Raw genomic sequence first — 26,012 nt, 5'->3', positions numbered from 1 at the left:
CTTAGTTGGCTCAATACTTTTTATCATTAACCATGGGACTACATTAATGGCAGGAAAAATGAAGCGAGAACGCTGGATTTCTGCTGTTTTAACTTACCTTGTACCTTATGTAGTAAATATTCACGGTCAGTATATCAGTCGCTCTCGTCACATATAGCTCACATTTTTCCTATTCACAATCATCTCGGAGATGAGAATTTAATCGTTACACCACTATTTTTTCTCTTTAGCACCAGGAGCCTTAGAAGCACAGGGATTGGCTTTATCCTTGGCACCAGGAGCTTTAGAAGCGCAGGGATTAGCTTTTTCTTCTGTGGTGGTATTAGTCTTAGCACCACAAGGATTAGCGCAACCAACCACAACACCCAAACTCAGCATGGAAATCGTTGCTAGGGTAGCTAAATATTTAATTCTCATACAGTTATCCCCTCTACATTACATTGGAATTCACTTATTATACGAAACCAAATCCTAAATGGATTTAGTTTTTTTGACTTTCTCCAAATAGTACCGATAAAAACTTAAAAATTTATTGCGGTATGGGTTATGGGGTCAAATTCAAAACGTCGCTCATAATCAGCTTCACCATATAAATTAAAGCTAACAGTTGGTTCATCACCCAGAGCTTCCACATGATGAATCGCATCTGGAGTAAAGCTAATTATGTCACCTGGATAAAGAATCTGCTCACTAATTTTTTCGATCGCATCGCTATTTTCTGGATCTACTTTTCTCCAAATTGTATTTTTTTCCTCTCCGCTAACAATAGCTACAATTCCCCAGGTTGCATGGTTGTGGATTGGCGAAGCTTGTCCGGGTGACCAAACTACTGTTTGCACTGTGAGGGGAAAATCCGGTTCATCATACAGGGTAAGTACTGACCAACCCGTATCTGGATCTGGTTCTAAATATTCATAGTGTAGCCATTCTGAATAATTCAGTAAGTGACGCACTAAGGGACGGATTTTTTCGAGCCGATGAATGTCACCAGTAATATTGAGAAGAATATCTTCTAAATTGGTTAAAAACCGGAATAGTCGGTAGGGATTTGCAGATAATTCTATTTCTGCAATTGTTTGGCAGTCTTCAAGCTTTCCATCGTTTTTTACTAACCAATCTTGATTTGTCATATAGTACCTTCTCAATAAGGGTAAATTGGGCAGTGCCCACCCTAAAAAATAATAAAGGTTACAGGCAATAATTCTCCCGTGAGATAATGTGGTGCAAGATATGAGCTAACCTAATTGCGTAGTGCTATATAAATAATTTTAGATAGATGAGTGTATGGATTAGCCTAGTAGAAGAGGGATGTTAAAGAAAGGTGCTTAGTAAATTTTGCGACTTTCTCAACATCATCTCATAGCAGTATTTCTAATTTGAAGTATAAAATAAAACAGTAGAAACTTTAATACTTCAACCAGAGCATTCATGCTACATCCTTGTTTCCCTCTTTTTTAATTTTTGGCTTATCTATTTTTGGCTTATCTACTTTTGGTTTATCTATTTTTGGTTTGTTTTTACTGTATGATGGTGGTTTTTGACCGCGTGATGGTGGTTGTTGTCTTTTGAGTTTGAGGAATCTAGGCGGCTCTTCGGTAGGCAGTTCAATCAATGAATCAAAACCGAATACATTGCGCTTGGGTAAAAACTTAGCCTTAACTGATATAAACATTGGTTTACCCTGTTCCTCTTTACTCAACTTGGGATTGAAGCGGAAAGGTGGAGCTGTTGCGTCTTTCCATAGTAAGGGTAAATGGGAAGCTTTCAAAAATCTGGCTTTTTTGTCTGGTTCTAATTGTTTGATATGTTCCGAACGCTGTTCGGTATAGTTCCGAAGTACGGAGATACATGGTGTTCTACAGACAGGGATAAACTGCCACAATCCTGCCAGTTTAAATTCAAAATCCTTTAATTCTGCGGCGGCAGAGTTTTCAGGACTAGCACCATTATCAAACCCAACTAGCTGGAATGAAACAATATGCTCTTTGTCTCTACCAGGAAAGTGAATAAATTTTGGATATACAATTAGTCGCTTATCCTTGCCACCGTGATTTTTTACGTCTAACATCAAAGCCTTGTAAGCTTGTTTGCGATGGGGAGTAAACAACAAAGAATAGGAGTTGTTATCCATCTGGATAAAAACTTTTGACTCATCATCAATAGAGACATCACCTCGAATAACCCCAATCGCTTGGAATTGTTGCTGATTTTCGTTTTCGTGATCGCTCATTACCATTCCCCTGTGAGCCTAAAATGTTCTGTCCTCCTGGCTTTATCCCTTTGGTCAGGATTTTGCCTTGGATAGTTAGCCAGCTTATTGTAATAATTATCGCGCCAATTGGTACTTACGACTTCAAATACCAATGGAATTGATGTAGCTTGGGTCACTTTCCACTTCTGAGACAGCGATCGCATTTCATTTTCTGTCATTTTTGCCTGTTACTTCTCCTATTATGTGTAAACTACCCACATCGTTGCAAGCGGTAGTTTAGCTTAAATTTCAATGTTTGAGTGTGACAGAGATTCAAATGCTGTCTATAACTTAAAACAAGAAGCGGTGAGATTAACCCTGTTAGTCTGTGGATTGGATAGTGCTGACGCTTCCAGGATGAAGCGGGAATAAAATATTAGCATTTGTTAACGTTTTTGTATGGGCAAAAATTTGGATCATTTTTTTGATGTTTTCTGAATAAACTTGCAAATAATAACCAAAACGTGCGAACTTTGGCAATAAAAATTTATTGTCAAACATTTTATTATGCCAGAAACCATCAAATCTATAAACTCTTTCCGTGCCCTCGCTTTACAGATAGGATGCCATGCAGTAAATCATGCAAGTACAGCCACTCAAGCTAGAGATATTATTCACAAGAATATTAATCGCTTAGGTAAACAAATTGCTGCCAGTATTGCTTTTATTGGCTCCGATTGTCGTTTAATTGTGTTGCCAGAATATGTACTAACTAGCTTTCCGATGGGGGAGTCTTTTAAGCTATGGGCGGAAAAAGCCTGTTTAGAAATGGAGGGTGCTGAATATGATGCTCTCAGTCAAATTGCTCAAAAACATAAAATTTTTCTGGCGGGTAATACCTACGAACTAGATGGTAATTTTCCCAATTTATACTTTCAAACCTGTTTTGTGATCAATCCTTCTGGCTCCATTATCTTGCGCTATCGCCGATTAAATTCTATGTTTACTCCTACCCCCCATGATGTTTGGGAGCAATATCTTGATTGTTATGGTTTAGAAGGGGTATTTCCTGTAGCCAAAACGGAAATTGGTAACCTAGCTGCGATCGCATCTGAAGAAATTTTATATCCAGAAGTGGCGCGGTGTTTGGCAATGCGGGGCGCAGAAATTTTCCTCCATTCTACATCTGAAATATACAATGGCAGGTTAACACCCAAGGATGCAGGGAAAATTTCCCGTGCGGTGGAAAATACCGCATATGTAGTGTCAAGCAATACTGCTGGTATCAGTAACATCTCTATTCCCGAATCTTCAGCTAATGGTGGTTCGCAAATTGTTGATTATCGGGGTATGGTCTTAGCTACCACAGCTACTGGGGAAAGTATGGCAGCCTTTGCAGAGATAGACTTGGCTGCATTACGCCGCGAGCGCCGGCGACCAGGGTTAAATAATTTACTTTGCCGCCAAAGATTTGAAGTCTATGCAGATAGTTACCAACAGTCGCATTTTTACCCAGCAAACTCTATGCTGAATAAGGAAGTAGAACGCCAACATTTCATCCAAACCCAGCAACAAACTATTGAGCGCCTAGCCCAATTGGGAATAATTTAAATCATGTCCAAAACCATAGAAGTCCGTAACCCCCGTACTGGAAAATATGATTATGTGATTATCCCACCGCCACAGAAATTGTTGGCGCAATTGTGCTCCAGATTGCGGAGAGCACAAAAAGGTTGGCAACAACTGGAAATAGAAGCACGGGTAGCTGCTGTACAAGCATGGAAACAAGGGATAATTGCCTCACGGGATAAATTGACAGAAGCTTTGGTAGCGGATACGGGCAGATTACCCACATCGATCCTAGAGGTTGATTCCTTTCTCTCCACTATCGATAGGTGGTGTCAGCTAGCACCAAAGTTAATTAAAGATACTGCTAAAGAAACAGAAATACCATTTATCCAAGTCCAGCAAACCTTGGTTCCCTATCCCTTGGTGGGGGTAATTAGCCCGTGGAACTTTCCCCTATTACTATCTACCATTGATGCTATTCCCGCCTTACTTGCAGGTTGTGCGGTAATTATCAAACCCAGTGAAATTGCTCCCCGGTTCATGAATCCTCTATTAACTGCACTCAATAGCGTGCCTCAATTACGGGATGTTTTTACTTTTATTGAGGGAGCAGGAGGAACTGGAGTTAGTTTAATTGACAATGTAGACGCAATATGCTTCACGGGTAGTGTTGCTACTGGACGGAAAGTGGCAGAAATGGCGGCAAAAAGGTTTATTCCTGCTTATTTAGAATTGGGGGGGAAGGATCCTGCCATGGTTTTAGAGTCTGCGGATTTAGACTTAGCCACATCAGCAATTCTATGGGGTGCAGTGGTAAACACAGGGCAGTCATGTTTATCCATTGAGAGGATTTATGTGGCTGAGTCTATTTTTGAGAAATTTTACCATCAATTAGTGACTAAGGCTCATGATTTAAAGCTGGCTTATCCCCAGTTGGAAAGTGGAGAAATTGGTCCAATTATTGCTGAGAAACAAGCGGCGATTATTGCTAACCACCTGCAGGATGCGGTGTCACAAGGGGCAATTATTCATTGTGGTGGTAAAGTGGAAGAATTAGATGGTGGTTATTGGTGTCGTCCTACGGTACTGACGGAAGTTAACCATAAGATGCTGGTGATGCGGGAAGAAACCTTTGGTCCCATTATGCCGGTGATGGCTTTTAGTACGGTGGAGGAAGCTGTCAAACTAGCCAATGATTCCATTTATGGGTTGAGTGCGGCGGTATTTGCTGGGACAGAGTTTGAGGCGTTGAAGGTAGCTCACCAAATTGATGCGGGGGCTATTAGTATTAATGATGCTTCCCTAACTGCCATTATGCATGAGGGAGAAAAAAATGCCTTTAAGTTTTCTGGTTTAGGTGGTTCGCGGATGGGTGCGGCGGCGTTAGCTCGGTTTATGCGGAAAAAAGCATTTTTGGTCAAAAGTAAAGCGATCGCGGATCCTTGGTGGTTTAATAGTTAGAATATCTCCTGTAAATTCAACACAAAACCCGGTAGTACTTCCTCACCGGATAGCTTTGCTGGATTTAAAACTCTCTTTGTTGTTTTATAGCTGTAGCCAAATCAATTAAGTTGCGGATAATCTGGGGATGTTTATAAATATGACTCATTGGGATTCAAACCTTTGTGCCCTTGAACTTTCGACCGCACTGCTTGACGAATATCATCCCAATCTTCCTCAGTAAAAGCTGTTGCACTTCCAGAATTTAACCCTTCTAGCAATAAAGTCTCTAACTGACGATGATAATCCCCGGATCCAAATTATTAATTACAGCGTTTTTCGATTGAATAGACACTAAATTCTGCATTGCTTGCATCAGAGAACGGATAATTAACAATCCAGCGATTTCTCCGGGTTGACTATCCAATTCTAAAGAGCCGAGAATTTCTACCCCATTCTCTGCCAAATCATCCCACTTGAGAAAAGCACCATTGAGCGATCGCTTTTCATGGTGTTTGTTAGATACTATAATTTAAAGCACAGAATGTGGGTTATATGTCTGAAGAACTAAGCTTTCAAGGTAACGGTAGCGATCGCTTACCTCCTCAAAATATTGAAGCAGAAGAGGCTATATTGGGGGGTATTTTACTTGATCCAGAGGCAATTGCCAGGGTGAGCGATCGCTTAGTACCCGAGGCTTTTTATATTAGTACCCATAAAGAAATCTATCAAGTGGCACTAAAACTCCACGCCCAAGGAAAACCCACAGATTTACTCTCAGTCACCAGTTGGTTAAAAGACTGCGATTTACTAGCTAAGGTTGGTGGTATGAGTAAATTAGCCTCCTTGGTAGATCGGACTGTATCCGCCGTTAATATTGATGCCTTAGCTGGCTTGGTAATGGAAAAGTATCTGCGGCGGAAGTTAATTAAAGCCGGGAATGAAATTGTCCATCTAGGTTACGAAACGGAGACAGAATTACCAAAAGTATTAGATAAAGCCGAACAAAAGGTATTTAGTATTGCTCAAGAACGTCCCCAATCAGGATTAGTACATATCGCCGATACTTTAATTACCACTTTTCAGGATATTGAAGAACGTCATCAAGGTGTAGCCTTACCAGGAATTCCTGGTGGCTTTTATGATTTAGATTCCATGACTAGTGGTTTTCAGCGTTCCGATTTAGTGATTATCGCTGGTAGACCATCAATGGGAAAAACCGCATTCTGCTTGAATCTAGCTCATAACATAGCCACTTTATACAAACTACCAGTGGCTATGTTTAGTTTAGAAATGTCGAAAGAGCAATTAGTACAGCGATTATTAGCCTCTGAAGCCGGTATTGAAAGTGGATATCTGCGTAGTGGACGCATTAGTCAATCTCAGTGGGAACCCTTAAGTCGTGCCATTGGTATGTTGTCAGAAATGCCCATTTATATTGATGATACCCCGAATATTACAGTTACAGAAATGCGTTCCCAAGCGCGGCGTTTACAAGCAGAAATGGGTACAGAATTGGGATTAGTGATTATTGATTATCTGCAATTAATGGAAGGTGCAGGGGATAATCGCGTCCAAGAATTATCGAGAATTACCCGTAGTATAAAAGGTTTAGCCAGGGAATTAAATACGCCAGTAATTGCTCTTTCTCAATTGAGTCGTGGGGTAGAAGCACGTACTAATAAGCGTCCTATGTTGTCGGATTTGAGGGAAAGCGGAAGTATAGAGCAGGATGCAGACCTTGTAATTATGCTGTACCGTGACGACTATTATAATAGCGACAGTCCCGATCGCGGTATTGCTGAAGTGATTATTGCTAAACACCGTAATGGCCCTACTGGTACAGTAAAACTATTATTTGACCCACAATATACTAAATTCAAAAATTTAGCTCGACCTAATTAATTATCACCTCAACTGGAATTTATTTGTGATCGCGCACTTTCTCAGTTTTCTCATATAACTTTTAGCTTTACTTAAGTTACTCATCACAATTACCTCAGAGTTATCCCCGATATTAGTAATCAAGCAAAGGGACACAAACAAATTAACTCTGAGGTAAAATCAGATGAAACTTAACAAATTAGCTGGCTTGGGAATCGCATCTATAGTATTATTCGGAAGCATCGGACAATTAGCAATCAATGGAAAGCCAGCCCAAGCAATAAAACCCACACAAACTACTACAATTGCAGCTAAACCCAAATCATTAATTTCATCTGGTAACTTTGTCAAGGCAGAAAAAACTACCACAGGTAAAGCCAAGATTGTCAGTAGCAATGGTAAACGCTATCTCAAATTCGATCAAAACTTTAGCACAGGTAATGGTCCCGATGTAAAAGTGATCTTACATAAAAATAGCAGCGTACCTGCAAATATTAAAGAAGGTAACTATATTACACTTTCACTAATCAAAAGCTTTAATGGGGAACAAACTTATGAAATTCCCGATAATGTAAACCTAGATAATTACAAATCTGTAGGAATTTGGTGTGAAGAATTTAATGCAACTTTTGGTTACGCTAGCTTAAAAAATGCCTAATAATTCTCCAAAATAAAGCTACACATGGACAGCAGGGGGGCAGGGAGCAGGGAGCAGGGGGAGTATGGGAAGATGGAAGGCAAAAAGCTTATCACTTCTTTATTCTCCCCACACTCCCCACACCTCCCACACCCTTGAGGGTGACGGTGAGTTTGAAAACAGACCCTTGTATATTAGAAAAAGTTAGTTTTTTGCTTGGGGCTGTGATGGACTAGGAATTGTCACATCTATGGGTATTACCTGTGCAGATAATTGTGTTAGAGGTGGGTTAATGTCTTTTTTATTACCTACAACTAATGTAACTAACTTATCTGGTTGCAAATATTTCTTGGCTACTCGCTGAACATCAGCAACTGTAGTTGCTTCCACTGCGCGACGATAGCGAAACAAGAAATCAGCAGGGTAACCATAGTATTCATATCGCATCAGCCGAGAAAGAGTTTGTTTGGGATCTTGGAAATTAAAGACAAAAGAGTTGAGGGTAGATTCCTTCGCAAAAGCCAATTCCTTGGAACTTATAGGTTGAGTTTGAATACGCTGAATTTCTGACTGAATTGCTTTGACAAATTGTACTGTGGCATCGGAACGAGTTTGTCCACCAGCAATAAATACTCCTGGGTAGTCATAGCGGGGACTCCACACACCATATACAGAATATGCTAAACCTTGGCGACTTCTAACTTCATTAAATAAACGTCCTCCAAAACCATTTAAAACTCCATTTAATACATCCATTGCTGGATAATCAGAACTGTTGAATTGTCCGCCCAAATGTCCGATGAGGATATTACTTTGAGTTAGCTGGGGTTGATCAACAAAAAATACCCCATTGGGCTTTGCTTGAGATACCCCTGGTAATCTAGGTTTACCTAGTTGGGGGTTAGTTTTCCAGTCACCCAGCTTAGCTTGAATTAGAGATTTCATTTGCTGGGGATCAAAATCTCCCACAACTCCCAAGATAGTATTATTGGGGTGGAAATATTTCTGGTAGAAGGCGAGTAAATCTTTACGGGAAATATTATTTAAGGTTGCATATTCAGTAGTGCGGGCATAAGGACTATCCTCACCGTAGATTAATTTATTAAACTCCCGGCTGGCAATGCTATCTGGTCTATCATTGCGTCGAGCAATTTGTCCCCGTTGCTGGGTTTTGGCTAAATCTAGCTTATCCTGAGCAAATGCTGGTTCGCGGATCACTTCTGTAAATAATCCAAACACTGTATCTAAATCTTCACGCAGAGCACTAAAGCTCGCAGCACCAGAAGTTCCACCAATCCCAGTTTCTACCCCGGCGGCTCTTTGTTCTAACATTTGGTTTAGTTGATCTGGGGAATGGTTCTTAGTACCTCCACTTCGCATCACTGTGCCTACTAAACTAGCCAAACCCACTTGACCACCAGGTTCTAAGCGATCGCCTGTACGAATAATCATGGAACCACTTACCAAAGGAAGTTGATGATCTTCCATCAAGTACACCACCATGCCATTGTTGAGTACATACCGCTCATATTTGGGTAACTTGACATCTGACAGTGGTGGGAATTGTAAATCAGTGTAGTGTTTTGCTTCCGTTGCAGCCCAAGAAAAGTTAAAAGTTAAAAATAAACAGGCGATCGCAATTACCAATGCATAAACAAACCTTTTACCATGAAAAATGATGGATTTGAGATTTTTGAGTGCCATTAGCCTTTTATCCTTTTTCTGATACCTGTATCTATGCATATATCCCTCTTTCTCTCTGCCTATACCAATTTCGTGGAATTACCAATGTTCTGAAAAACTTGATTATGGAATAGGTAAAACTATTTCCGTCTTGCACAACAATACAATCAGTGCAATCAGTGCAATCAGTGATCTTATCCATCTTGTGACAATAATTTGCCCACAGTACGATTTTCGGGGGTAAATGTCGCCTTTGCCACCCGTTGAATATCTGCCGCAGTTACCGCTTCTAAAGCGTCTATTTGTTTAAACAAATTCCGCCAAGAACCAGTTTTGATTTCATACTCTAATAATTGCTGAGCCATACCCATATTAGAATCAAGGGTACGTAATAATTGTGCCCTAGCTTGGGTTTTTACCCGTTTCAACTCAGTTTGAGATACCAACTCAGTTTTTAACTTAGTAATTTGTTCGCCCAAAGCGGTTGCAACCTTATCTACTGATTGGCCGGGAGCCGTGAGAGCATAAAATAACATTAAATTGGGATATTTATTACCGGGATAACCGCTAAAACCTTGGGCTGTTAATGCTAATCTCTGCTCTTCTACCAAAGACTTATACAACCGGGAAGTACGCCCATCGCTGAGTAATCTAGCCATAATGTCATATACTGCTTCATCTGGATCTTTGATATCCGGACGATGGTAGCCTTCTAAATACCAAGGCTGGGACTTTAACTTTAAGATTACTTCCTTGGTTTTTGTTTGTTTGGGTTCTGTAGGTATTTTCTCCACAGATTCGGGTTTATCTTTGTAACGTCCAAAGTATACCTGTGCCAGCTTTTTCACTTCAGTCGGTTGGACATCACCAACAATGGCAATAGTTATATTGCTAGGTACATAGTGGGTATCAAAAAATTCCCGTATATCTTCTCTAGTCAAATTACGGATATCTTGGTCATAACCAATCACGGGTCTTTTGTAGGGATGGACAGTGTAAGCAGTATCCACAAACTTTTCTAACATCTGTCCAATAGGAGAATTATCCACTCGCAAACGTCTTTCTTCTAAGATGACATTTTTTTCCTTATAAAATTCTCGGAATACGGGGTCTAAAAATCGTTCTGATTCTAAAGACATCCATAATTCCAGTTTATTGGCAGGAAAACTGTAGAAATAATTAGTCGCTTCTGTGGAAGTACTAGCATTTAAACCGACACCCCCAGACTGCTCTACAATTTGTCCTAATTTGTTTTGCTCCACTAGTTTACTAGCCAAGGATTCAGTCGCATCAAACTTGGCTTTGAGTTCAGCAACTTCCTCAGTTTTACCAGCTGCTTTCGCTGCTTGGATTTCCCGATCCAACCGATCTAAACGCTCTAGTAATGGTTTTTCTAACTTGTAGTTTTTAGTACCTATTTTGCTTGTACCCTTAAATGCTAAATGTTCGAGAAAGTGGGCTACACCTGTTTTCCCATCTGGTTCATCTACACCACCCACATCTGTATAAGTAACAAAAGAAACTACAGGTGCTTCATGGTTTTCTAAGACAATAAACTTCATCCCATTATCTAGACTAAATTCAGTCATATTCTTAATCACCCGATCCAGATATGGTTGAATCGGCGTGCTAGTTGCTGGTGTTTGGGTTTTGGCAACTGCAATCCCTGGTATAAACATCCAAGAGCAAAAAACTGTCAACAGCAACGAGACTACAAGTCTCATAGTTGTTTTTTTGACTACCGGTGTTTTCAAGTAATGAAAGTAGCTCATAAGCAAAAATGAATGTAAATTTTCGTGAACAAACCAACAATATTGACAGTAAACAAGTCGTTAATCTAGTGTTAAGCTTTCTAGGCTTTTTGTGTTGGACGTTAGACAATAATGCTACGGTTTCAGTTCCGCAGATATCACTATAACTGTTATGCGAGTTTTTAATTCTTCTTTGCCTTCAGAAGCACAAACACGCGATCGCATTTTACAAGCGGCGCAACGATTGTTTGCAGCTCAAGGATTTGATGGTACCACCACCCGTGATTTAGCCAAAGCCGCAAGTGTGGCAGAAGGAACACTCTTTCGTCATTTTCCCAATAAAAAGGCAATTTTGGTCGAAGTAGCAACTGCTGGATGGGTAGATATTCTAACAGATCTACTCACAGAATTGAGTGAAATGGCTAACTACAAGGCAGTAGCTCAAGTTATGCGTCGCCGCATGTGGAATATGAAAAAAAATGCCGAAATCATGCGAGTTTGCTTTATGGAGGCACAATTTCATCCAGATTTGCGTGAGCGTATCCAATTGGAAGTCATTAATAAAATGACTGATGTGGCTGAGGCATTCTTTCAAACGGCAATGGATAGGGGAATCTATCGTCAGATGGATGCCAAATTAGTCGCCAAGGTGTTTCTAGGAATGTTTGCGATCGCAGGATTTTCCCATGAAACATTAATTAATCCAGATGCTTCTGCCCAAGAAATGCAACAAATGGCGGAAGGATTAGCTGAAATATTCCTCAATGGAGTGTTAGTTAAAAGTTAAAAATCTTAATTTATAGAATTTAGCGCAAAACCCATCGGCTTTAGCCGTGGGAGTGTCAAAATTCTTAACTCATAATTCTTTGAGCTTGTTGAATCCATTGCTGTACTAATTCAACTGTCGGACACAAATCTCGTCGCTGCATGGTTGCTACTTGTAAGCGGAGAATTTGCTTATGTAATCGATGGGTAGGAGTATTCTTTAACTGTGCTACGGAAGCGACACCAGCATGAAGTAGCAAACCACAGTATTGCACTCCCACGCTGGGAATACGAGCTAAATCTGCTAGTGCTATCCATTTATTAATATAGTTAAGATTCACCTTTAATTTTGTGGATAGTGCTACCCTGGCGGCTGGATTATTTGCTTGATTAATTAAGATACCCGTTGTCGTTATACCGCAATTGAGTAATTGCGATTGTTCTTCTGGGCTTAATCCCGGTAATTCTCCAATCGACCAATCACAGGATTGAATCTTATTTAAACTCGCTTGTGGATGCTTGGGAAACATGAAAAATACTCAGTCAAACAATTTTGGATTTTAGATTTTGGATTTTGGATTGATTCCACAGAACAACAATTCAGGAATTAACAGTCAAAAACACTACTGGCAAAGATTAATTATAAACAATTCTTCACTCCTTCCCTCTTTCACTCCTTCCCTCTTTCACTCCTTCAATCCTCCCCCTTCCCTCCTTCCCAAACACATCTACTTCCAACTCCTGGGAATTTTCCATATCATGTACATAGCCACATTTGGCATCCATGAAGGCATCACAATAAGTAACATAAGGCTTGATATCTAAAACTGGGGTTTGATCGAGTAAATCAATCCCTTCCACATACAAAACCAAACCTTCGATTTTCAGTAGCTTGAGGGCACTCAAACCAATGGGATTGGGACGATGGGGTGCACGAGTAGCCAAAGTTCCCCGACGAACGCGAGGGCCTCGTGGGAGAATAACAGTGGGGTTCCAATGATGATTCAAATGTAGCCATGAAATCACCCAAATGCGATCAAACCCATCCATATCTTTGAGAGCCTCTTGTGGAACCATGTCAGAGAATAATTCAATTGTGGCGATCGCAGGCTGGTAATCTGGAGGAACTGTACGCAGGTGGGACTGTCTTGGTGTTCCATGTCGCTCTTTGTAGGGAGAATGTACCACACCAATGGGACGCAAACTGATCTCATCAGGAAAGGAAACTGTTTGAATATAGTCTTTTGGAGGCAATTTAGGCATAGTGTTTTTCCAGCACCGTTATAGCGCTACGCGCAAGTAGTAACTAATAACCAATAAGTAATAAATAAGTTTACTGCTCATAGGTTTGGGCCTTCAACAAAGACTATTCTAATATTTTTCATCAAAACCCTTGCTATTTAAAATACTTGTGCTATGATTGACAATCGTGGATGCCAAGGGTCGGTGTCCGAGTGGTTAATGGAGACGGACTGTAAATCCGTTGGCTAGCGCCTACACTGGTTCAAATCCAGTCCGGCCCACCTTTAAAAGTTATGAGTTATGAGTATTTCACTCGTAACTCATAACCCCAAACCCCATTTTGCCCATGTAGCTCAGGGGTAGAGCACACCCTTGGTAAGGGTGAGGTCACGAGTTCAAATCCCGTCATGGGCTTTTTATTGCTTTAGGTTCTGATAAATTAGCTGCCGTACATTAAGCTAATTATTTGTCACTGTTAACAGATTGGTGTCAGATTAGGACTAACCGTTTCAAGATGAAAAACGTATCTTCGTTGTTTCAATGCTACCATCTTGAATCCTCTGCTCAGATTTTAGGTTTTTTGAAGGTTGAAATAACCAAATTCAATTCAAATTCCATAGGTTATGTTTACGTATTTACTGTTGCAATCCGTAAAAGCTTGTATAAAATGCACAGAGTATTACATTATAGTGCGATTGCATAAGTGCTGTACAGTAATTATTTATGGTGAGTTTCGTTTATTAATTACTCTGAAACATTAAAAAATCAAAAAAGAGCTAGACTAACTTAATATCTAGCTCATCAATTAAGACAAAATCACCATGTAACTTTGGTATGAAGGTGGTAAAAAACTAAATTTTACCGATACTATGTAATCCTAAAATTACACCTGCTCCCAAAACATGACCAAAGGACGTAGTCGCTAATAACCCTGGTAGTCCCATTCCACCAAAAAATGCAGATGATGGTAGAGCTGGTTCTGAGCTGGGATATTTAACAGTGTATTTAGCAAAAGCAATGGCGATTACATTGCATGTAACCATAATGATCCCTATTGTTGGACTCCATGACAAGGGAGTGGTTGCAGCCGTTGCTAATAAGGAGGATGTCAACACCAGATGTACTCCTAAAATTTGTTTTTTTGTCGCAAACCTAATGAGATTTATTTACCAAAAAATGCCAACATAAAGTATATTTGTGAATCAATAGTTAACATTTGTTGGTAATACTTCATAAATTAATGTATTGCGATCGCAATATGGGAGTACAACAGCAATCATGACTGGGTAGGCGCATTATCCATAGCCTTTCTTGCTTCCCCAACCCAGCCATCAAACTTTTCTTGATGATTCTTAACCCACTCTTTGGCATGACGACGGATATCGGCTACCCTATTTTCACCTTCTTTGATCAGTTCATTTTGGTCATTAATATCATCAGCAGGAATCTGAACTAGTTCAAAAAAGCGTTTGGCGGTGGGGTTCTCACGCAAAAATTTCTTATTAGCTACAATTCGGATGTTATCGATCGCAAATCCGATATTTTTGCCATTAGATGAAGTATCTTTTTCGGTAAATGTTCCTAACTCTTTTGGTAGAGAAGTAAAAGGAACTTCAAGCCTGATCACATCTTTACCCGATTTTAAGACTGCATTCATCCACATCGGAGCCCAAGTGTAATAGAGGACTGGTTTCCCTTGCTTATAACGGGTAATGGTATCGGAAATTAAAGCTGAGTAACTTCCTTGATCTTGCTCAACAGTATCTTGTAATCCGTAAGCCTTAATGTGATGATTAATGGCAATTTGACAAAACCAACCGGAGTTACACCCAGTTAAGTTAGCTTTACCATCCCCATCGGAGTCAAAAAGTTTAGCAATTGCTGGATCTTTGAGTTGTGCAAGGCTCGTAATATTGTATTTATCGGCGGTTTTTTTATCAATTTGATAACCTTGCAAGAGATTGGGAGTCAGAACTCCCACCCGTTCTAATTTCTCTTCACCACCACCTTTTTGAAAAAATGATTCATGACCCTTTTCCCAATGCACACCCATGTAATCTAAGTCACCTTGCCCTAAAGCAATATGCATGGTCGTGTATTCAATTTCTTTGGGTTCTGGAGTTTTGTAACCAAGTTTTCTCAGACCTATATTTACAATCTCAGTTTGGAATCTTTCTTCCAGTAAACTGCTATGGGCAGATCTTACCTCTACACCATTAACGGGGGTGTTTTTCAACCCTGTGGCACCTTGAGGGGTCGAGTTCCAGATTGAAGCAACCAATAAAATTAAGAAAATAGTGGTAGCAAAGATAGCCCAAATCAGCTTTTGACCTTTTGGTCGAGAAGCGAAAAACCCTACAGGCCCCCTCTTTTCCCAGGAGTCTTGAGAGCCAGCCTTGCCAAAAACATGGGTCATCCGGTCAAGCATGACTGCAATTAGCACAATACTCAATCCCCCGATAGATGCTAATCCCACATTTACCTGACCCAAACCCTGCAATACCATGCCTCCCAGTCCCTTAACCCCAATCATGGAGGTGACAACTGACATGGATAAAGCCAACAGGATAGCTTGGTTCACCCCAGCTAGGATGGTGGGCATCGCTAAGGGGACTTGTACTTCCCATAGGGTTTGTTTGGGGGTAGAACCAAAAGCGGTGGCTGCTTCCACTACTTCTGCCGATACTTGTCGAATTCCCAGACTGGTAAGGCGAATTAAGGGGGGTACAGCGAAAATGAAGGTAGCTATGACTCCCGAAACTTCACCAATGCCAAACAGCATTACCACCGGCACTAGGTAGACAAATGATGGTAAGGTTTGCATGGCATCCAGGAGAGGTTGTAGCCATTTCTCCAGGCGCTGATTATTGGCACTAATAATACCAATGGTAATACCGACTACCATGCAAAAAGCTACAGACGTAACTATCAGGGAAAGGGAGACTATTGCTGCCTGCCAAGCTCCCAGAAAGCCGATAAAAGTTAAGGCGAGAATGCTATAAATGGCAATTCTACCTCCTGCCAATTGCCAAGCTAGTAAACCAAGCAAAATCAGAAAAATTAGCGGTGGAATGGCGAGGAAAAAAGATTGTATGCTATCTAGGGTGAAGCTGATGGGAAGGCGAATAGCTTGGAAAAAAGGGCGATAGTTATCAACAATGAAGTCAACGCTGTCAGTGATCCACTGGTCAAGGGGTAAGGTATAAAGCTCAAAAGGATTGAGGAGCGTGTCTAACCCCCCTTTACTAGTAGCGATAAAGAAAGAAGATAATATGGGCAAAATGAACAAAATAAGCGTGCCTCCTGGCTAACTTGAGATATTGTCACTTTAGAGATTGTCGATTCGATGAGAAAATTGTAGTGTATCTTTTTTGAATTTGCGTAAATAGCGATGATTATCTGTATAGGTTAGGACAGATAAAAGCAAGAATTTCCTACCCCCTAATTATTGCCATTGCTAATACTAGCAAGGACATCAGCCAGTTCTAGCAACCCTTGGAATTTACCTTCCCCATCCACTATTGTTACAGGTAGTCCTTTTTGGTAGAGAGGAAAAGTATCTTCTAGGCTGGTGTCAGTTTTTGCTTGAGGAAAGTCAGTTTGCATTAGTTGAGAAATATCTGCTTTACCATTTTCTAAAGCTAATTCCAGACCTTGTTTATTAATCATACCCACTGGTTTACCGTGGGTATCCACAACGCACATATGTTTGAGAACATTGTCTGACATTTTCCCTAAGGCTACACTTGGTGAATCTTGCTCCAGAATTACAGGTATAGTTGGGCGAATAATCGACTCAGTTGTGAGAACTTGGGCACGGTTAACATCTTCGGTAAAGGCACTAATATAATCATCAGCAGGTTGAGTGATAATTTCTTCTGGGGTGCCAATTTGCACAATTGCACCATCTTTCATCACTGCGATGCGATCGCCAATTTTTAATGCTTCTTGGATATCATGACTGATAAATACAATAGTTTTGTGGAGTTCTTTTTGCAATCGTAGCAATTCATCTTGCATTTCCCGGCGAATCAAAGGATCCAATGCACTGAATGCTTCATCCATCAGTAAAATATCTGCATCTGTGGCTAAGGCGCGAGCTAAACCTACCCTTTGCTGCATCCCACCACTGAGGGAGGAGGGTAAGTAATCTGCCCATTCACCCAAACCTACTATTTTCAGGGTTTCCAAGGCTTTTTGACGACGTTTAGCCTTATCTATCCCCTTTACTTTCAGACCATACTCCACGTTTTCACTCACTGTTCTATGGGGAAGCAAACCAAATTTCTGAAATACCATAGACACTTTTGTCAGGCGAATTGCTCGCATCCGTCTCTCATCAACATGGGCAATATCTTCGCCATCTATATAAATACACCCACTAGTGGGATTAATCAAACGATTGATACAGCGAACTAAAGTAGATTTACCGGAACCAGACAATCCCATGATGACAAACAATTCACCTTGATTAATGGTAAAAGAGGCATCAGCAATTCCTAAAACATTCCCTGTTTCCTTAAGAATAGAATCTCTTGTTCCACCGGAGCGAAACAACTGGAGAGCAGCATGGGGTTTTTCTCCATAAATTTTAATCAGATGCTCAATGACAATTTTAGGCTCTGGATTTTTCATTATGCATTTTCCCTGTGATGTATAAATGCCTAAGTACTTGACAAGTACACAGTAATCGAAAAAATGAATTTTCACCAGATTGAGGGCTTTGATATGATGTTTTTAACCCTTCACTATAATTAACCGCAAGTCTGCGAGCTTCAATTCAGTTCCTCATGTAAGCGCAGCCTTTTCTTGGAGTACGTTTGCACACAACCAAGAATGAAAATACTTCTTCCCTATCCCCAACTCCTAACACCTAACCTCTATTTTTTAGCTAGAAGGTTTAAGCTAAGATATGATTTTTTGCTTCAAACTTAAAACTTCATAATTTTATCTAAACCCTTTTGTAAAATATTTTTTTTCATGGTTTTTGGCAATATCGCTGATGGTAGTTTTGGATTCAGGTGACGATAATAATCCCAAATTTCCCAGTAGGGACAACCTGGCTGAATCCGAATACCAGCCCAATGGAGATATTGCAAATTTTGATTGACAGTTGGATCGACTAGTATATTTTCTTGTTGTTGAAAATAGGGAGTTCCTGCCCAATTTCCTGGTGCTTTTCCATGTCTACGAACTATATTAAATCGCTGGGTAATGCGCTGTAAAAGCATGTAATTAATAATTGGTTGATCAGATGTTTTTTCCGAAAAATCAAAGTATTCTAAGTGTGCTGCACATTCAGCAAAAATTTCATACAAGTCATTTTCTGAGAGCAAGTTTTTCTTGGAGCCCCAAAACCCACCATTAAAAATATCTTTTAGTTCATCTTCATTAAAGACTTTATCTTCTAAAACTTTCGGTGTAAAGACATTTTTAATTCCACCAACATGTTGATAATCGCAACAAATAAAATCTGTTTGAGTTAAATAATTTAAATTATCAATAATTTTTTCAAATACAATAATATCAGTATCAATATATAAAAATTCTTCAAAAGGTCCAAACCAACAAGCTTGTTTGCGAAATTGATTAGGACGAGCAAAAAAATTGCCTCCAAAAAAATCATGCAATTGGTTTGACAAGCGATCTATAAAATCTAAGTCTTCGTATATTTCTACCCCATAATATTCATTAAGTGTGTTGGCAATATTGTGATATTGCTCATCATAAGGAATCATGATAATAGGGGTATCTGGATCATGTAATCTAATACTATTCAGAAGTGCGATCGCATGGTCTGTTACCTTGTCATTAGCAATAATGTAAATTCCCCGTTTCATTGATTTACCCTCAAGTTTATAATTTTAATTTTCTCAAAACTCGTTTACTTAAACTTGGCGGAGCATTATAAATTTTTGGCTCACCTGTAAACTTCGGTCGCCGTTCTGGCTCATGTAAATAACGATAATGTAAGAAAATTTCTCTGTAAGGAAAATCAATATTTTCCCCATCACAAACACGGTTAAATAATTTAGATGACAAACCAATGTAATGAAGATAAGTTAAGGGATTACCTCGGTCATATAAAATATAATTTCTGGTTTCAAAATGGGGAGAAATTGCACAACAACCAGTTCTTTGATCGCTTGGGAGATGATTGGCAAAATTGTAGCTAGAAATGCCTAATCCCATGACCATGTAATTGAGAATAGTTTGGTCAGGAGCCATATCATAAAGAACTTCTGCTTCTCCTTCTCTTAATTTGTCTAGTAACCATTCTCTTTGCTGGTAATTAAATAAGCCTTTTTTAGAGCCGTAAAAACCAGAACAAAATATTTCTTTTGCTAATCTTTCTGATGTAAATAATTCCTGTAATCTCGCCGAATCAGTACTATAAACGTGGGATAAATCTCTATATTGAAAATCATAAACAACCCAATCAGATTGATTGAGTCGAGCAAATATTTGCTCGAGTGGACTCATTAATAAAGTATCAGCATCCATGTATACAAAGCGGTCAAATGGTCCATCAAATGCACAATAACGCCGATGGGTACCAAATCGGAGGTATTCATCACTGCCTATTTTTTGCCAATGCTCTTTTGCTGTAGGATGAGCATCCCAGACATTACGAGCAAAATTATCCCATTCTTGTATTGAATTGCGATCGCAATAAATTTGTACGTTTGAACGATCAGCTATCTCCCCAGCAATTTTTGTTATATTATCATCATAAGGATAAATACAAATCGGCATTTCTTGACCATAAATAGCTTCAATACTATTGATTAAAGCTATGACTTGGTGATAAACTTTATCATTAGCTAGAGTACAAATACCATCCATAATAAGTAATAAGTAATAAACTAAAAATTAGTTACAAATTCTGAGAGCCAGTTGAGTAAATTTAATTTATGTAAAATAATTTGTCTAGCTTCTGCGATCGCATCTTTGGCTTCATACCAAACATCAGGAGTAGCAGTCATTTCTTGAATGTAATTAATGCCTTTTTCATCCAAGCTAGGTAAGCGCAAAAAGCTACCTGGCGGTAATAACTTATCCGCAGCACAACCACCGTAATAGATTGGTAAACACCAAGCAAGTAAAGCATCCCATAATTTTTCACTTACATACCAATTATTATCAGCGTAATTTTCAATTGCTAGATTGTAATAATAAGGAGCCATTGCATACCATTTATTCCCAATTTTACCCCTTGTTTGTGCCCATTCTGGCAAATTACGTCCAAACAAATCAAACTTGATATTATTAGCTTGTAAGGACTGTAAAAATTGTAGGCGTTGGCGATGGTTCGCTGTGCGGCTAATTCCAGAAGTTATCCAACTGCACATTTCTATCTTCTTTGGAGATGACATTTCATTTAACTCTCGAAATGAGTTGCCATGATACCAAATAGCAGGCATATAATCAGGAGTAGGAGCAAAATCATCGGGACCGGAAATATAACCACAATATTTTTGTGCTTCTTGATAATTAGATTTATTTCTTGCGATAATTTCCTTTAAAGGAGGCTCTCGTAGTAAATAAATAATTTTTTCTTTAGGTGTATGGTCCAATAATTTATGAAGAGTTAGTTTTGATTGAGGTTGCTGTTGACGAAAACGCTGCAACCAATTTTTTTGTTGGGAAGATTGAGGGAAGTCAAACTGATACATGAGCAAAAAGTCTGGCTTTGGTGCTGTAGCATGTATTCTAATATTGTCCCAAATGCCAAAATATTCTGGTGTTTGTTGCCATAACCAGTCATTTCTTTCAGACAGTCCTGAATAACTACTAATCATGCCAATGGTTGCTCTATTCATTATTTTTAGTTACCGTTATTTATATTTTGGTATGATTTAGGATTTAAATTTCATCAGATAATCTAGCAAATACAAATCATATTTATAAGCATTCTTAATTATTTTCTTTTCTTGCTCAGATATACTAGATAAGTTATCAACTAAAGAATGCAGAGAACAAAGGCAAGGATGAAGATTTGTATGAAATTCATCACAGATATTACTTAAGCCTTGGTGCTGGATAGTTAAAGTTTTATTTGCCTCTGCTACCGATAGTAATTCATCATTACTTTGTGAGCTCACAAAATTTTCAAAATGATCAATACCATAGCTCATTTTTTTGGCTGATAGAGAGGATTTTTCAATTAATCCCAGCCATTCTTGAGGATTATCTCCCATATTATCAAGCAGTAAGTTCAAAGAATCAATGATTGAGTTGAGAGGATTGCGAATTTCGTGAGCAATATGGATTAATTCTTTCTGGAGTTTGCTTGCTATTTTGGGAATAAGTTTAGTTTTATGACCTTCACCATTATCTTTACCAAATTGCATTGAGTACAAACGTGAGTAGTAAGCACCTTTTTGCAAAAGTTCTGTATGAGTTCCTACTTCCACTACCCGTCCTCGATCCAATACAGCTATTTGATCGGCTTTCTGTACCGTAGATAAACGGTGAGCAATCACTAAGGTGGTGCGAGTCTCTCCAGAAGCCAAGCTGCCACGACTGAGATTATCGATCGCTTCTTGGACTAAACGTTCGGAAACTGTATCTAAAGCACTGGTGGCTTCATCCAGAATCAGAATTTCTGGATCTTGCAATAGAGCGCGAGCAATTGCTAGTCTTTGTCTTTGTCCTCCCGATAGCATAACTCCGCGATCGCCAATAATAGTATCAAATCCTTGAGGTAATTGATTCACAAACTCATAAGCATTTGCTTTTTTTGCAGCCGTAATAATTTCTGCTTCCGTCGCTTCGGGTTCCCCATAGGCAATATTATTTTTGATAGAATCATTGAAAAGGAATGTATCTTGACTGACGATTCCCATAGCTTTACGTAGGGATTGGATATCAAACTCCCGTAAGTCAATATCATCAATGGTAATAGCACCAGTAATCGGATCATAAAATCTAGGTAATAAATCTGCTATGGTTGATTTTCCTGCACCAGAGCTACCAACTAAAGCCAGAGTTTTACCGCAAGGCAAATATAAATCAATATCTTGCAATACAGTTTGTTCACTATCTGGATAAGCAAAAGATATATTATGAAAATGTATACCCTTGTTTATTTTTTGTAAGTAATACTGCCATTTTTCATCAAAGGTTTATTTGCCCGATTGAGAAAATCAGCTACGATACTTACACTAGTAGAAGTATTAGCAAAACTGCTACGGAGAGAATTTAATTGCGAAATAAATGGCAATAATCTCAATAATACTAATAGATAAGTTAATAATATTGTGGAAATAGCAGTAATTTGTTCTTGAAATATGGCTTTACTCAACACAATAATTAACAGTAGGGAAGTAATTCCCATCACTTCACTTAAGGGAGTGATTGCAGCAGAGTTAGCCTGGGACTGAAAATCAGAACGTTCGCGATCGCGAATTAATTTTTGAATTTTTTTATACTCTTTTTCTTCATTTCCCGTAGCTTTGACTAGTCGAATGCCACTAAATACTTCCAGAACTGCAATTGAATAGGCTCGAGACATATCACTTAAGAGTTTGCCAAACTTTCGAGAACGGGTAATCGCGTATTGGTTGACTAAAGTGACTAAAGAGAGTAAAAATGTGGCTGCGATGGTTAATTTCCAGGAAATTGATAGTAGTAATCCAACAAAAACTAAAATTGTAATTACTAAAATAATTAATTTGATCACATTGCCAATCGCACTGGCTGTTCTAGAGACCTCTCCACCAATTCTGTTAATTAAATCACCAATTTTCGTTTTAGCATAGTAATCAATATCAATTTCTAATAATAATTTAATTCCAGCTTCTCTAATATCAGCAGTCAGTTTGCGCGTCAGGCTACTAGATACGAGATTACTCGCATAACTAGCTAAATTTTTTAAAATAATTATAAATAATATGGAACCTGTCATGATCCACAAACGGTAATGCTCTGGTAGATAATCAAAGGGTTCAATAATTAATTTTAGTACAGAAGGAGCATTTGATAAATTAATTTCTTGCCCTACTATTTTTAAAATAACTGGAACAATTAAAGCTGTACCAACCCCATTAAATAATGCTCCGGAGAAACCCAGCAATATAGTGAAGATAATTAATCCTGGATATGGCTTGGCAAATTTTAGTAATAATTGATTTTTAGGCATTGGGGTGTTGATGATTATCGAGCAAGAATATTAATGATGATTTTTGATTATTCCATTTAACTTATCAATACTTTTCGCAAAATTGTATTTATAAATTTCAAAAATTAGAGAATATATATTTTGCACCCCTGAAGTAAAAACAAGTAGAGTTTAGCCCTCATTTGTCTAACACCTCTGTTCAATTTAGGCTCATGAAGTATTTGGCTTACAACCGAGTAATTACTGACTTTAAGATAGATGCCATTGCCTCTATACTATATTTTTCCATACATCTTAATCTACCCCTCCTTCCTCGTTCATTGGCTATATCTAAATTCTCAAATATTAACTGAATTTGTGCAGCAATTTGTTCTGGAGAACTCGGTTCAATTAGATAACCAGTATCACCTAAAATTTCTGGGATGTCTCCTACTCTTGTCGATAATATGGGTTTAGCCATTGCCATACCATCTGATAATTTTAAGGGGAATTGAGCGCGAGCAGTGAGAGTATCTCGCTGAGGAACCACCACCATATGAGCTGCAGCTAATATTCCAGGCATTTGTTCTACAGAACATTTTGGTAACTTAATAATCCAATGTCTCCATTTTGCCATTAAGCGATCATCATAATCATCATATGGACTACCACCTACAATTACTAATCTTAAATCTGGCTGATTGAGCAAATCTAAAGCTAGTAATACATCTTCTACACCCTTATGAGGTCTTGGTGCTCCAGGAAACATCAAAATTCTATAGTTAGAAAGACCATAACGTTTCCTACTAATTTCAGGATTATATTTATCGGGATTGAATAAATCAGTATCTTTACCATTAGGTAAATAAATTCCACCAAAGCGTTGTTGGAGAAAACTAGTATCTATGGTGATTGCGTCTGCCTGATATAATAATTTTTCTATCCATATCAAATAAAGCGGATGATCGGGATTTCTTAATGCTCCATCCGGCTTAAAAATATCTCGATATAATTGTTTAATACTGGGATTATATTTCCATTCATCTCCTCCATGCCAGCTAAGTTCCCAGTCATCCATATCTACAATTACAGGACGCTTGGTTTGCAGTTTTTTGATTAAAGATAAACCAAAGCTACTTGGCTTTGGTTTAACTGCATAAATAATGTCCCCATTTATTTGTTTTAAAGCTGTAAAAACATGTCGCAAAAATTGAGGGTATTTATCGCCATTGACAGAAGTGATCGGAATATTTTCAGGAGGGATGGCGTATAATTCCTCTCCAAATAAAAAACCTACTATCTCAACTTCATAAGCTAGTTTTTTTAGAGCTTGGCATAGTAAAAATGCTCTGACAGCACCTCCACCAGATAAATCACTAACGACTAATGAAATCTTCATAATTGTTAGAAAAAATCTCGAACAATGGGACTTTTTGCACCGCTATAGATAGAGGCTTGTGTTGCATAATCAACAGATCTTGTTGAATTTGCTCCAGTTTACTTCCTTGTTGTTTATGTCCCTTCCCTGTGTAATGAATGATATGACTTTTAAATCTATGTTGTATAGGTTCTTTACCTGGAGAATTAACTATATAGCTATTATTTTTTTGTTTATATTCTAGATATTTTTTGTATTTGGGTAATAACAGCTCTAGGAAGTTATTGCCTAAGCCCATCAATTTATTTATCCTATAATTAAAGCGCAGTTTACTATTTTTAGTCCCACTGGTATGGTTGAATTTATAGCCAATATCATAGATTGGGATACCTAATTTTTGGAGATGGTAGTTTAAAATAGTTTGATCGGGGAAATGTCTTTTCTCGCTTGACCATACTAAAAGATCGTGATTTTTTGCAAATACTTGACGATGACATTTTGAAATTACCATTACACCATTATTGATATATTCTCTCTTCCAGTCAATCTCTCCTAATACTTTTTGAATATCTTTGATTGCTCCGTCATGAAAGTATGTGTGTTTACTGACAACAAAAGCTCCAAACTGTTTCTCTGGTACAATCTCAAATAAATTTGGACATTTAGGTTGGATTATAATGTCTGTATCCAAATATATTATGCGCTCATAATCTTTTAATAAATCGTAAATTTGGTATTTTTCGTAATGAATATAATTTAAATTAAGTTGGGGAGTATTTATAACTATAAAATCTGCTTTTATTCTATCTGCATAAGCTTTTAATAAAGGATGAGTTATTTCTCCAAGTTTATAGGCATTTCCAATACATAGTGTAACTACAGCTTTCATTGATTCATTATTCCTCAATTAATTTAACATAGCCAACACCTGTTGATAAAATTGTTTATTGGCATCTCTACATTCTGCCAATGCCTCTGGATAAGTTGTTATATGCTGTAATTTATCCCGCCAATTATTCAGATCACACAAGGGGACTTTATACTTCAACGTATAGAATTTAGTTGAGAATGGAAAAGCCAAAACTTTTTTATTCAAGAGAATTCCCCAATACATTCCATGATATGTATTTGTCAAAATTGTCTCAGCCTGACCGAGAAATTTAATAATTTTACTGAACTCTAATTGAAATTCATCTTGTTGATGCCAAAAACTCATTTTTTTTAGCAATGATTTTTTTCGTGTCTTTGGAGAGTATTTATGATTACTCATTAAAGGAAAATCAGATATTTCTGTTGGTATTTTCCATCGGGAATTAGCATGTTTATAAACGACAAATTCATATTTATTCTTATAATTTTTGTCAAATAAG

General features: G+C 38.4%; 23 protein-coding genes, 2 tRNA genes and 3 pseudogenes. 8 read left to right on the top strand and 20 right to left on the bottom strand.

What is annotated here, in order from left to right; all coding sequences use genetic code 11:
• The first annotated feature begins 13 nt into the window (after positions 1 to 13).
• Positions 14 to 157 (top strand): nitrate/nitrite transporter NrtS, encoded by a 144-nt coding sequence (gene nrtS / locus CALSC_RS27090; protein ID WP_407641964.1) that lies wholly within the window; start codon positions 14 to 16, stop codon positions 155 to 157.
• 56 nt (positions 158 to 213) lie between these two features.
• On the opposite strand, the gene CALSC_RS21810 is transcribed toward nrtS, so the two are convergent.
• From CALSC_RS21810 to CALSC_RS26095, 4 genes and pseudogenes are all read right to left on the bottom strand, one after another.
• Complete coding sequence (locus CALSC_RS21810) at positions 214 to 417, bottom strand: hypothetical protein (protein WP_088243359.1); 204 nt, start codon at positions 415 to 417, stop codon at positions 214 to 216.
• Positions 418 to 521: 104 nt separating this feature from the next.
• Entirely contained in the window at positions 522 to 1,130 is a 609-nt protein-coding gene (locus tag CALSC_RS21805) for a cysteine dioxygenase family protein (protein ID WP_088243358.1), read from the bottom strand.
• A gap of 296 nt (positions 1,131 to 1,426) precedes the next feature.
• A complete protein-coding gene (locus CALSC_RS21800) occupies positions 1,427 to 2,230 on the bottom strand; it encodes a hypothetical protein (RefSeq protein WP_200817710.1) in 804 nt (267 codons plus the stop codon).
• Positions 2,231 to 2,301: 71 nt separating this feature from the next.
• Positions 2,302 to 2,388: pseudogene (locus CALSC_RS26095) on the bottom strand (Uma2 family endonuclease); the annotation flags it as partial.
• 370 nt (positions 2,389 to 2,758) lie between these two features.
• Between CALSC_RS26095 and CALSC_RS21790 the strand changes: the two are divergent.
• Both CALSC_RS21790 and CALSC_RS21785 read left to right on the top strand, forming a co-directional pair.
• Entirely contained in the window at positions 2,759 to 3,802 is a 1,044-nt protein-coding gene (locus CALSC_RS21790; RefSeq protein ID WP_088243356.1) for a nitrilase-related carbon-nitrogen hydrolase, read from the top strand.
• A gap of 3 nt (positions 3,803 to 3,805) precedes the next feature.
• Positions 3,806 to 5,221: an aldehyde dehydrogenase family protein gene (locus CALSC_RS21785; RefSeq protein WP_088243355.1), complete on the top strand. Its 1,416-nt coding sequence runs from the start codon at positions 3,806 to 3,808 to the stop codon at positions 5,219 to 5,221.
• A 131-nt stretch (positions 5,222 to 5,352) separates the two neighbouring features.
• Here the strand turns inward: CALSC_RS21785 and CALSC_RS27935 are convergent, their stop codons facing one another.
• Both CALSC_RS27935 and CALSC_RS26685 read right to left on the bottom strand, forming a co-directional pair.
• Positions 5,353 to 5,481 carry a hypothetical protein gene (locus CALSC_RS27935; RefSeq protein ID WP_268807233.1) on the bottom strand — a complete coding sequence of 43 codons (129 nt, stop codon included), beginning with the start codon at positions 5,479 to 5,481 and terminating at the stop codon, positions 5,353 to 5,355.
• Positions 5,482 to 5,489: 8 nt separating this feature from the next.
• Positions 5,490 to 5,729: a hypothetical protein gene (locus tag CALSC_RS26685; RefSeq protein ID WP_407641963.1), complete on the bottom strand. Its 240-nt coding sequence runs from the start codon at positions 5,727 to 5,729 to the stop codon at positions 5,490 to 5,492.
• A gap of 26 nt (positions 5,730 to 5,755) precedes the next feature.
• Here CALSC_RS26685 and dnaB point away from each other — a divergent pair, with 26 nt between their 5' ends.
• Positions 5,756 to 7,105 carry a replicative DNA helicase gene (gene dnaB, locus CALSC_RS21775; RefSeq protein WP_088243354.1) on the top strand — a complete coding sequence of 450 codons (1,350 nt, stop codon included), beginning with the start codon at positions 5,756 to 5,758 and terminating at the stop codon, positions 7,103 to 7,105.
• A gap of 163 nt (positions 7,106 to 7,268) precedes the next feature.
• The gene (locus CALSC_RS21770; protein ID WP_088243353.1) at positions 7,269 to 7,742 is read left to right on the top strand and encodes a DM13 domain-containing protein; all 474 of its coding nucleotides are present in this window, start codon (positions 7,269 to 7,271) and stop codon (positions 7,740 to 7,742) included.
• Positions 7,743 to 7,925: 183 nt separating this feature from the next.
• Here the strand turns inward: CALSC_RS21770 and CALSC_RS21765 are convergent, their stop codons facing one another.
• Together CALSC_RS21765 and CALSC_RS21760 are read right to left on the bottom strand one after the other, a co-directional pair.
• Entirely contained in the window at positions 7,926 to 9,425 is a 1,500-nt protein-coding gene (locus tag CALSC_RS21765) for a M16 family metallopeptidase (RefSeq protein WP_088243352.1), read from the bottom strand.
• A gap of 173 nt (positions 9,426 to 9,598) precedes the next feature.
• Positions 9,599 to 11,128, bottom strand: coding sequence for a M16 family metallopeptidase (locus tag CALSC_RS21760; RefSeq protein WP_407641962.1), 1,530 nt, complete (start codon positions 11,126 to 11,128; stop codon positions 9,599 to 9,601).
• 199 nt (positions 11,129 to 11,327) lie between these two features.
• Between CALSC_RS21760 and CALSC_RS21755 the strand changes: the two genes are divergently transcribed.
• A complete protein-coding gene (locus CALSC_RS21755) occupies positions 11,328 to 11,942 on the top strand; it encodes a TetR/AcrR family transcriptional regulator (protein ID WP_088243350.1) in 615 nt (204 codons plus the stop codon).
• Positions 11,943 to 12,006: 64 nt separating this feature from the next.
• On the opposite strand, the gene CALSC_RS21750 is transcribed toward CALSC_RS21755, so the two are convergent.
• Both CALSC_RS21750 and tsaA read right to left on the bottom strand, forming a co-directional pair.
• On the bottom strand, positions 12,007 to 12,450 hold the full coding sequence (locus CALSC_RS21750; RefSeq protein WP_088243349.1) for a DUF4332 domain-containing protein: 444 nt from the start codon (positions 12,448 to 12,450) through the stop codon (positions 12,007 to 12,009).
• 124 nt (positions 12,451 to 12,574) lie between these two features.
• A complete protein-coding gene (gene tsaA / locus CALSC_RS21745; protein WP_088243348.1) occupies positions 12,575 to 13,183 on the bottom strand; it encodes a tRNA (N6-threonylcarbamoyladenosine(37)-N6)-methyltransferase TrmO in 609 nt (202 codons plus the stop codon).
• Positions 13,184 to 13,360: 177 nt separating this feature from the next.
• On the opposite strand from tsaA, the gene CALSC_RS21740 reads away from it, so the two are divergent.
• Both CALSC_RS21740 and CALSC_RS21735 read left to right on the top strand, forming a co-directional pair.
• Positions 13,361 to 13,443: transfer RNA gene (locus CALSC_RS21740), tRNA-Tyr, on the top strand.
• A 61-nt stretch (positions 13,444 to 13,504) separates the two neighbouring features.
• Positions 13,505 to 13,576, top strand: a tRNA-Thr gene (locus CALSC_RS21735).
• Positions 13,577 to 14,013: 437 nt separating this feature from the next.
• On the opposite strand, the gene psaK is transcribed toward CALSC_RS21735, so the two are convergent.
• From psaK to CALSC_RS21685, 10 genes and pseudogenes are all read right to left on the bottom strand, one after another.
• Complete coding sequence (psaK, locus tag CALSC_RS21730; protein ID WP_088243347.1) at positions 14,014 to 14,277, bottom strand: photosystem I reaction center subunit PsaK; 264 nt, start codon at positions 14,275 to 14,277, stop codon at positions 14,014 to 14,016.
• 161 nt (positions 14,278 to 14,438) lie between these two features.
• A complete protein-coding gene (gene proX, locus CALSC_RS21725) occupies positions 14,439 to 16,451 on the bottom strand; it encodes a glycine betaine/L-proline ABC transporter substrate-binding protein ProX (protein ID WP_235006886.1) in 2,013 nt (670 codons plus the stop codon).
• Between the two features lie 152 nt (positions 16,452 to 16,603).
• Positions 16,604 to 17,797 carry a quaternary amine ABC transporter ATP-binding protein gene (locus CALSC_RS21720; protein ID WP_088243346.1) on the bottom strand — a complete coding sequence of 398 codons (1,194 nt, stop codon included), beginning with the start codon at positions 17,795 to 17,797 and terminating at the stop codon, positions 16,604 to 16,606.
• Between the two features lie 296 nt (positions 17,798 to 18,093).
• Positions 18,094 to 19,002, bottom strand: a complete 909-nt coding sequence (locus CALSC_RS21715) for an Npun_R2821/Npun_R2822 family protein (RefSeq protein ID WP_088243345.1) — start codon at positions 19,000 to 19,002, stop codon at positions 18,094 to 18,096.
• 16 nt (positions 19,003 to 19,018) lie between these two features.
• On the bottom strand, positions 19,019 to 20,008 hold the full coding sequence (locus tag CALSC_RS21710) for an Npun_R2821/Npun_R2822 family protein (RefSeq protein WP_088243344.1): 990 nt from the start codon (positions 20,006 to 20,008) through the stop codon (positions 19,019 to 19,021).
• Positions 20,009 to 20,028: 20 nt separating this feature from the next.
• Positions 20,029 to 20,985, bottom strand: coding sequence for a glycosyltransferase family 10 domain-containing protein (locus CALSC_RS21705; RefSeq protein WP_088243343.1), 957 nt, complete (start codon positions 20,983 to 20,985; stop codon positions 20,029 to 20,031).
• 36 nt (positions 20,986 to 21,021) lie between these two features.
• Positions 21,022 to 23,306: pseudogene (locus CALSC_RS21700) on the bottom strand (ATP-binding cassette domain-containing protein).
• 205 nt (positions 23,307 to 23,511) lie between these two features.
• Positions 23,512 to 24,663 (bottom strand): glycosyltransferase family 4 protein, encoded by a 1,152-nt coding sequence (locus tag CALSC_RS21695; RefSeq protein ID WP_088243342.1) that lies wholly within the window; start codon positions 24,661 to 24,663, stop codon positions 23,512 to 23,514.
• Positions 24,641 to 25,531 carry a glycosyltransferase gene (locus CALSC_RS21690; protein WP_088243341.1) on the bottom strand — a complete coding sequence of 297 codons (891 nt, stop codon included), beginning with the start codon at positions 25,529 to 25,531 and terminating at the stop codon, positions 24,641 to 24,643. The genes CALSC_RS21695 and CALSC_RS21690 overlap by 23 nt, the downstream gene beginning before the upstream one ends.
• An 18-nt stretch (positions 25,532 to 25,549) precedes the next feature.
• Positions 25,550 to 26,012, bottom strand: a pseudogene (locus tag CALSC_RS21685) (hypothetical protein); the annotation flags it as partial.

Source organism: Calothrix rhizosoleniae SC01 (assembly GCF_900185595.1).
GTDB lineage: Bacteria > Cyanobacteriota > Cyanobacteriia > Cyanobacteriales > Nostocaceae > Calothrix_A > Calothrix_A rhizosoleniae.
This window is presented reverse-complemented; position numbering and strand designations above follow the sequence as displayed.

What these genes read in the sequence shown, in the direction of transcription:
- CALSC_RS21810 (WP_088243359.1), bottom strand. Translation starts at nt 417, where the DNA reads ATGAGAATTAAATATTTAGCTACCCTAGCAACGATTTCCATGCTGAGT.
- CALSC_RS21805 (WP_088243358.1), bottom strand. Translation starts at nt 1,130, where the DNA reads ATGACAAATCAAGATTGGTTAGTAAAAAACGATGGAAAGCTTGAAGAC.
- CALSC_RS21800 (WP_200817710.1), bottom strand. Translation starts at nt 2,230, where the DNA reads ATGAGCGATCACGAAAACGAAAATCAGCAACAATTCCAAGCGATTGGG.
- CALSC_RS21790 (WP_088243356.1), top strand. Translation starts at nt 2,759, where the DNA reads ATGCCAGAAACCATCAAATCTATAAACTCTTTCCGTGCCCTCGCTTTA.
- CALSC_RS21785 (WP_088243355.1), top strand. Translation starts at nt 3,806, where the DNA reads ATGTCCAAAACCATAGAAGTCCGTAACCCCCGTACTGGAAAATATGAT.
- dnaB (WP_088243354.1), top strand. Translation starts at nt 5,756, where the DNA reads ATGTCTGAAGAACTAAGCTTTCAAGGTAACGGTAGCGATCGCTTACCT.
- CALSC_RS21770 (WP_088243353.1), top strand. Translation starts at nt 7,269, where the DNA reads ATGAAACTTAACAAATTAGCTGGCTTGGGAATCGCATCTATAGTATTA.
- CALSC_RS21765 (WP_088243352.1), bottom strand. Translation starts at nt 9,425, where the DNA reads ATGGCACTCAAAAATCTCAAATCCATCATTTTTCATGGTAAAAGGTTT.
- CALSC_RS21760 (WP_407641962.1), bottom strand. Translation starts at nt 11,128, where the DNA reads ATGAGACTTGTAGTCTCGTTGCTGTTGACAGTTTTTTGCTCTTGGATG.
- CALSC_RS21755 (WP_088243350.1), top strand. Translation starts at nt 11,328, where the DNA reads ATGCGAGTTTTTAATTCTTCTTTGCCTTCAGAAGCACAAACACGCGAT.
- CALSC_RS21750 (WP_088243349.1), bottom strand. Translation starts at nt 12,450, where the DNA reads ATGTTTCCCAAGCATCCACAAGCGAGTTTAAATAAGATTCAATCCTGT.
- tsaA (WP_088243348.1), bottom strand. Translation starts at nt 13,183, where the DNA reads ATGCCTAAATTGCCTCCAAAAGACTATATTCAAACAGTTTCCTTTCCT.
- CALSC_RS21720 (WP_088243346.1), bottom strand. Translation starts at nt 17,797, where the DNA reads ATGAAAAATCCAGAGCCTAAAATTGTCATTGAGCATCTGATTAAAATT.
- CALSC_RS21715 (WP_088243345.1), bottom strand. Translation starts at nt 19,002, where the DNA reads ATGAAACGGGGAATTTACATTATTGCTAATGACAAGGTAACAGACCAT.
- CALSC_RS21710 (WP_088243344.1), bottom strand. Translation starts at nt 20,008, where the DNA reads ATGGATGGTATTTGTACTCTAGCTAATGATAAAGTTTATCACCAAGTC.
- CALSC_RS21705 (WP_088243343.1), bottom strand. Translation starts at nt 20,985, where the DNA reads ATGAATAGAGCAACCATTGGCATGATTAGTAGTTATTCAGGACTGTCT.
- CALSC_RS21695 (WP_088243342.1), bottom strand. Translation starts at nt 24,663, where the DNA reads ATGAAGATTTCATTAGTCGTTAGTGATTTATCTGGTGGAGGTGCTGTC.
- CALSC_RS21690 (WP_088243341.1), bottom strand. Translation starts at nt 25,531, where the DNA reads ATGAAAGCTGTAGTTACACTATGTATTGGAAATGCCTATAAACTTGGA.